7 protein-coding genes are annotated in these 6391 nt (G+C 69.4%); all 7 read left to right on the top strand.

The window, feature by feature from the left end:
- On the top strand, positions 1 to 1095 hold a 1095-nt coding region (locus tag VH914_07380; GenBank protein HEX4491011.1), incomplete at its 5' end, for a GuaB3 family IMP dehydrogenase-related protein.
- Between the two features lie 99 nt (positions 1096 to 1194).
- Positions 1195 to 2742, top strand: a complete 1548-nt coding sequence (gene guaA / locus VH914_07375) for a glutamine-hydrolyzing GMP synthase (GenBank protein HEX4491010.1) — start codon at positions 1195 to 1197, stop codon at positions 2740 to 2742.
- Entirely contained in the window at positions 2739 to 3758 is a 1020-nt protein-coding gene (locus VH914_07370; GenBank protein ID HEX4491009.1) for a class I fructose-bisphosphate aldolase, read from the top strand. Before guaA ends, VH914_07370 begins: the two co-directional genes overlap by 4 nt.
- Positions 3759 to 3819: 61 nt before the next feature.
- Complete coding sequence (gene dtd, locus VH914_07365; GenBank protein ID HEX4491008.1) at positions 3820 to 4269, top strand: D-aminoacyl-tRNA deacylase; 450 nt, start codon at positions 3820 to 3822, stop codon at positions 4267 to 4269.
- Positions 4266 to 4604 (top strand): hypothetical protein, encoded by a 339-nt coding sequence (locus tag VH914_07360; protein ID HEX4491007.1) that lies wholly within the window; start codon positions 4266 to 4268, stop codon positions 4602 to 4604. The genes dtd and VH914_07360 overlap by 4 nt, the downstream gene beginning before the upstream one ends.
- Before the next feature lie 93 nt (positions 4605 to 4697).
- Positions 4698 to 5612, top strand: a complete 915-nt coding sequence (locus VH914_07355) for a hypothetical protein (GenBank protein ID HEX4491006.1) — start codon at positions 4698 to 4700, stop codon at positions 5610 to 5612.
- Positions 5613 to 5666: 54 nt separating this feature from the next.
- Positions 5667 to 6391: UvrD-helicase domain-containing protein (locus VH914_07350; GenBank protein ID HEX4491005.1), on the top strand; the 725-nt coding region annotated here is incomplete at its 3' end.

The following is a 6391-nucleotide window of genomic DNA, read 5'->3' as shown; positions in this document are numbered from 1 at the left end:
CGGCGCACGCGAGATCCCGAGGACATCGACATCTCCTGGGACATCGACGCGTTCCACTTCGACCTGCCGCTGATCGGCGCGGCGATGGACGGTGTCGTCTCCCCGAAGATCGCGATCGAGGTCGGCCAGCTCGGCGGCATGGCGTGCCTGAACCTCGAGGGACTGTGGACCAGGTACGAGGATCTCGACCCGATCTTCGACGAGATCGCGTCGCTTGATCCGGAGAAGGCCACCCGCCGGATGCAGGAGCTCTACAACGAGCCGATCAAGGAAGAGCTGATCGGCGCGCGCATCCGTGAGATCAAGGACGCGGGCGTCACCGCGTGCGCGTCGCTCACCCCGCAGCGGGTCGAGCAGTACGCGAAGCACATCCTCGAGGCCGAGCTCGACATCTTCGTCGTGCAGGGCACGGTCGTCTCCGCCGAGCACGTCTCGAAGGACGAAGCGCGCCAGCCGCTGAACCTCAAGCGCTTCATCCGTGAGTTCGACCTGCCGGTGATCGTCGGCGGCTGCGCGTCGTACAGCACCGCGCTGCACCTCATGCGCACCGGCGCGGTGGGCGTGCTCGTCGGGGTCGGTCCGGGGCACGCGTGCACGACGCGCGGCGTGCTCGGCATCGGCGTCCCGCAGGCGACCGCCATCGCCGACGCCGCGGGTGCGCGCATCCGTCACCTCGACGAGACCGGTGTGTACGTGCACGTCATCGCCGACGGTGGCATGCGCACCGGTGGCGACATCGCCAAGGCGATCGCGTGCGGCGCGGACGCGGTGATGATCGGGTCGCCGCTCGCGGGGGCGTACGAGTCGCCGGGCCGCGGCTACCACTGGGGCATGGCGACCTTCCACCCGACGCTGCCGCGCGGTGCGCGCGTCCACGCGGGGCGCAAGGCGACGCTCGCCGAGATCCTCGTCGGGCCCGCACACGAGAACGACGGCACGCTCAACCTGTTCGGCGCGCTGCGTACGTCGATGGCGACGACCGGCTACGAGACGGTCAAGGAGTTCCAGAAGGCCGAGGTCATGGTCGCGCCGGGTCTCCAGACCGAGGGCAAGTCGCTGCAGCGCGCGCAGGGCGTCGGCATGGGGAACAAGTAAGACGGGCGTGAGTCACCCGCACTCGCTTCGACTCCCAATCCGCGTGTGGAGCGGCGAGCGGGCGCGGGACGGGTATCCCGGCCCGCAGCGAGTGCGACCATGAGTGACGTCGGTCCCGTCCTCGTCGTCGACTTCGGAGCCCAGTACGCGCAGCTGATCGCGAGACGAGTGCGCGACGCGCACGTCTACTCGGAGATCGTGCCGCGATCGATGCCGGTCGCGGAGATGCTCGAGCGCAAGCCCGCGGCGATCATCCTCAGCGGTGGCCCCGCGTCCGTGCACGTCGACGGCGCGCCGACGATCGACCCGTCGATCTACGAGGCCGGCGTTCCCGTGCTCGGCATCTGTTACGGCGCGCAATTGCTCGCGCTGCAGCTCGGTGGCGAGGTCGCGAAGACCGGACGGGGCGAGTACGGGCGCACCGACCTGCGCGTGAACGGGGCTCGCGGCCTCTTCCACGACCAGCCGCTCGAGCAGGTCGTGTGGATGAGCCACTTCGACACTTTGACGGCGGCACCGCCCGGGTTCACGGTGCTCGCGTCGACCGACGCGACGCCCGTCGCCGCGCTCGCCGACCCCGAACGCGCGCTCTACGGCGTGCAGTTCCATCCCGAGGTCGCGCACACCGAGCGCGGGCAGGACATCCTCAAAGCCTTCCTGCACGATGTCGCCGGCTGCCCTCCGACGTGGACGAACGTCTCGATCATCGAGCAGGGCGTCGCCGAGGTGCGCGCGCAGGTCGGCAAGGAGCGCGTGATCTGTGGGCTGTCGGGCGGCGTCGACTCCGCGGTCGCGGCCGCGCTCGTGCACAAAGCCGTCGGCGACCAGCTCACGTGCGTGTTCGTCGACACCGGCCTGATGCGGCAGAACGAGGCCGAGCAGGTCGAGGAGACGTTCCGCAAGCAGTTCAACATCGACCTCGTACACGTGAAGGCGGCCGACCGCTTCCTTGCCGCGCTCGACGACGTCATCGACCCCGAGCGCAAGCGCAAGATCATCGGCGAGCTGTTCATCCGAGTGTTCGAGGAAGCGGCCCGCGATCTCGCCGACACGGGCGCGCCGGCGCGCTTCCTCGTGCAGGGCACGCTCTATCCCGACATCGTCGAGTCCGGTGGCGGCGACAACGCGAACATCAAGTCGCACCACAACGTCGGCGGTCTCCCCGACGACATGGACTTCGAGCTCGTCGAGCCGCTGCGGCACCTGTTCAAGGACGAGGTGCGCGCGGTCGGCGAGGAGCTCGGTCTGCCCGAGGAGATCGTGTGGCGCCAGCCGTTCCCCGGTCCCGGGCTCGCGGTGCGCATCATCGGCACGATCACTCCCGAGCGCATCGCGATCCTGCAGGGCGCCGACGCGATCGTCGTCGAGGAGATCAAGCGCGCCGGCCTCTACCGCGAGATCTGGCAGAGCTTTGCGGTGCTGCCCGCGGTCCGCACCGTCGGCGTGATGGGCGACGACCGCACGTACGCGTACCCGATCGTCATCCGCGCGGTCACGTCCGAAGACGCGATGACCGCCGACTGGGCGCGCCTGCCGTACGAAGTGCTGGAGCGGATCGCGTCGCGTGTGATCAACGAGGTCCCGGGCGTCAACCGCGTCGCCTACGACATCACCTCGAAGCCTCCGGGCACGATCGAATGGGAGTGAGCGGCTCGTCGCTCCACGAGATTGCGTGCGCGCTCGTCGCGCCGGGCAAGGGCATCCTCGCCGCCGACGAGAGCGGCGGCACGATCAAGAAGCGCTTCGACTCGATCGGGGTGGAGTCGACCGAGGACCGGCGGCGCGCGTACCGGGAGATGTTGTTCACGACCGCGGGCGCGGCGGAGTTCGTGAGCGGGGTGATCCTGTACGACGAGACGATCCGGCAGTCGGCTTCCGACGGTCGCACGCTCGTACAGGTGTTGGTCGACCAAGGGATCATGCCGGGCATCAAGGTCGACGCGGGTGCGAAGCCGCTGGCCGGCGCCGACGGCGAGCTCGTCACCGAAGGCCTCGACGGGCTGCGTGAGCGGCTGACCGAGTACGTCGCGCTGGGCGCGCGGTTCGCGAAGTGGCGCGCGGTGATCACGATCGGCGACTCGATCCCGAGCCCGTACTGCATCGCGGTGAACGCGCACGCGCTGGCGCGGTACGCGGCGCTGTGCCAGGAAGCAGGGCTCGTGCCGATCGTCGAGCCCGAGGTGTTGATGGACGGCGCGCACGATCTCGCGCGGTGCTCGGCCGTGACCGAGGCGACGCTGCACGCGGTGTTCTCGGCGCTGTACGAGCAGCGGGTCGCGCTCGACGGGATGCTGCTGAAGCCGAACATGGTCGTGTCGGGATCGACGGGTGCCGTGCAGGCGTCGGTCGACGAGGTCGCGGACGCGACGCTCGGTGTGTTTCGCGCGACCGTGCCCGCGGCGGTGCCGGGCATCGTGTTCCTCTCGGGCGGTCAGAGCGACGAGGACGCGACCGCGCACCTCGACGCGATGAACCGGCGGGGTCCGCATCCGTGGGAGCTGTCGTTCTCGTACGGGCGTGCGTTGCAGGCCCCGGCGCTTTCGGCGTGGGGTGGCTCCGACGCGCACGCGGCCGACGGCCAGGCCGCGTATCTCAAGCGCGCGCGTCTCAACGGCGCAGCGCGGCGCGGTGCGTATACGCCGCAGTTGGAGCAAACCGCCTGAACTGCGCCAAATCTCAGCGTCGGTACGGGTGATCCTCAGGGACGCGGTTTAGGGTGCGCCCATGAGGGCGCTCGTGCAGAGGGTGACCGAGGCGCGCGTCACGGTCGACGGCGACGCGGTCGGCGAGATCGGCACCGGTTTGCTCGTGTTCGTGGGCGTCACGCACGACGACACGCGCGCGATCGCGTCGCGGCTCGCGGACAAAGTAGGGAATCTGAGAGTCTTCGACGACGACTCGGGGATGATGAACCGGACCCTGCTCGACGTCGACGGTGAGGCGCTCGTGGTGAGTCAGTTCACGCTCTACGGCGACACCGCGCGCGGCCGGCGGCCGAGCTGGGTCGCGGCCGCGAAGGCGGAGGTTGCGGAATCGTTGTGCAACGCGTTTGCGTCCGACCTGGAAGATGTCGGCGTGCGGGTCAAGAGCGGTCGGTTCCGGGCCGACATGCAGGTGGCGCTCGTCAACGACGGACCGGTGACGCTGATGCTCGAGCTGGCGGCCGCGCCGTGAACGACGACCTCCTCGAGCCTCCCGACCTGGCCGCGATCGCCGGCGTGCACGAGCCCGACATCCTGCGGCTCGAGTCGTCGAACAGCATCTGGTTGTTCGACCGCGAGCGCATGCGCTTCCGGCGCGTGCCGCGCGGCACCGACCCCGACAGCCCGTCGTCACCGCACGACTGGCAGGCCTACTTCGGGCTCGAGGTCGAACCCGACACCGGCGCGTTCACGGTCGCGCTGAACGAGGACGGGACGCGCCGCCTGCGCGCCGTTCGCGTCGAGGCGCCGACGCGCGACGACCGCACCACCGAGGTCGCGATCCACACCGACCCCGAACCCGTATAACTGTCACACCGGGTTTGTAGGTTCTCGCGCAGCTTCCCCTGCTCGGTCGGCCGGCTCGTTTGACGAGCCGTGAATACCGCTCAGAGGGATTCAATGCTCGCCAACGCGGCGCTCGCCGTTCTCACGACCCTCAGTCGGCCCACGCTCGGCGTGTTTCGCGGCGTCGACGCGGTGGCGGGAGACGTGAACCGGAACCAGTTGCTCGCGTTCGCAGCGGCCGGCGTGATCGTGCGTAAGCTCCCGGACGTCTACCGGATGACGGTCGTCACCACGAGCGCAGAGCAGCGGCTCGTCGCCGCGTTGCTCTGGGCCGGCCAGGACGCCGTCGCGGCCGCGAGGTCGGCGGCCGAGATGTACGGCATCGAGGGAGTCCGCGCCCCGCGCCCCGAGATCGTCGTCCCGTCATCGCGATTCCTGCGCAGCCCGACGGTGAGCGTCGAGCGCCACCAGAACTTCGACGAGCTCATGGTGAGAACACACCGCGGCATGCGAGTGACCGGCGTCGAGGCGACCGTCGTGGCGCTCGCTTCATTGCTCGAAGCGGAAGCCTTCGAGATCGCGTGCGAAGACGCCCGTCGTCGGCGACTCACGACGGTCCCTGCACTGCGCGCGTATCTGGAGCGGTTTGCGCGTCGTCGCATGCCCGGTGTGCGAGTGACCCGCGCGCTCCTCGACGGCCTGGATCCGATCCATCCCGCGCGCTCGACGTTGGAGGTGAAGACACGCCGGTTGCTCGTCGCGCACGGCATCACCGACTTCGTTCGCGAGTTCCCGCTCACCTGGAACGGTCGCACGTACCTCTACGACTTCGGTTTCGCGTCTCGGCGTGCGATCCTCGAGACGAACGGTCGGCGCTGGCACGACGACCCGGCCGACTACGAGCACGACCACGAGAAGTGGAGCGTTCCCGGTCGGCTCGGCTACCGCATCGTCCTCGCGACGTGGACGAAGGTCACGCGCGATCCGCACGCGTTGCTCGCCGAGCTGACGGCGACGTTGGCGGCATGAACACGAACGTGTGTGCGGTCCGATGTCAGTGGGCACCGGTACGATGGGCAGCACATGAACGAGCCCGCGCGCACGCTCTGGGGTCCCGAATCGCTCGCTTCGTCCGAGACGCGCGCGCCCGAGCCGCCGCCCGAAGCCGAGGCCCCGCGGCCGCCTCGGCGCAAGATCCATCTCGATCTCGAGGGTCTGAATCCCGCGCAGCACGAGGCGGTGACGTTGCCCGTCGGCCCGGTGCTCGTGATCGCGGGCGCGGGCTCGGGCAAGACACGCGTGCTCACGCACCGGCTCGCGTACTTGATGGCCGAGCGCGACGCTTCGCCGTTCTCGATCCTCGCGATCACGTTCACGAACAAGGCCGCGGCGGAGATGAAGGAGCGGGTCGCGGCGCTCGTCGGCGGAGTGGCTCGCCGCATGTGGGTGTCGACGTTCCACTCCGCGTGCGCGCGCATCCTTCGTCGCGAAGCCACGCTGCTCGGCTACCGGCCGCAGTTCACGATCTACGACCAGGCCGACGCGGTGCGGCTGTGCGATTGGGTGCGCCGAGACCTCGATCTCGATCCGAAGCGCTTCCCGGCTCGGCAGCTGCACACGAAGATCTCGACGTTCAAGAACGAGCTCATCCTCCCCGACGAGCTCACCGCGAAGGCGGTGGGTCCGCACGAGACGCGCATCGCTCGGATCTACACCGAGTACCAACGGCGGCTGAACGAAGCCTCCGCGGTCGACTTCGACGACCTGCTGCTGCTCAGCGTGCGGCTGTTCCGCGAGCACCCGGACGC

The organism is Acidimicrobiia bacterium (assembly GCA_036271555.1).
Taxonomy (GTDB): Bacteria; Actinomycetota; Acidimicrobiia; order IMCC26256; family PALSA-610; genus DATBAK01.
Note: the sequence above shows the minus strand (reverse complement) of the source record. Positions and strands in the feature narration are given on the sequence as shown.

What these genes read in the sequence shown, in the direction of transcription:
- guaA (HEX4491010.1), top strand. Translation starts at nt 1,195, where the DNA reads ATGAGTGACGTCGGTCCCGTCCTCGTCGTCGACTTCGGAGCCCAGTAC.
- dtd (HEX4491008.1), top strand. Translation starts at nt 3,820, where the DNA reads ATGAGGGCGCTCGTGCAGAGGGTGACCGAGGCGCGCGTCACGGTCGAC.
- VH914_07355 (HEX4491006.1), top strand. Translation starts at nt 4,698, where the DNA reads ATGCTCGCCAACGCGGCGCTCGCCGTTCTCACGACCCTCAGTCGGCCC.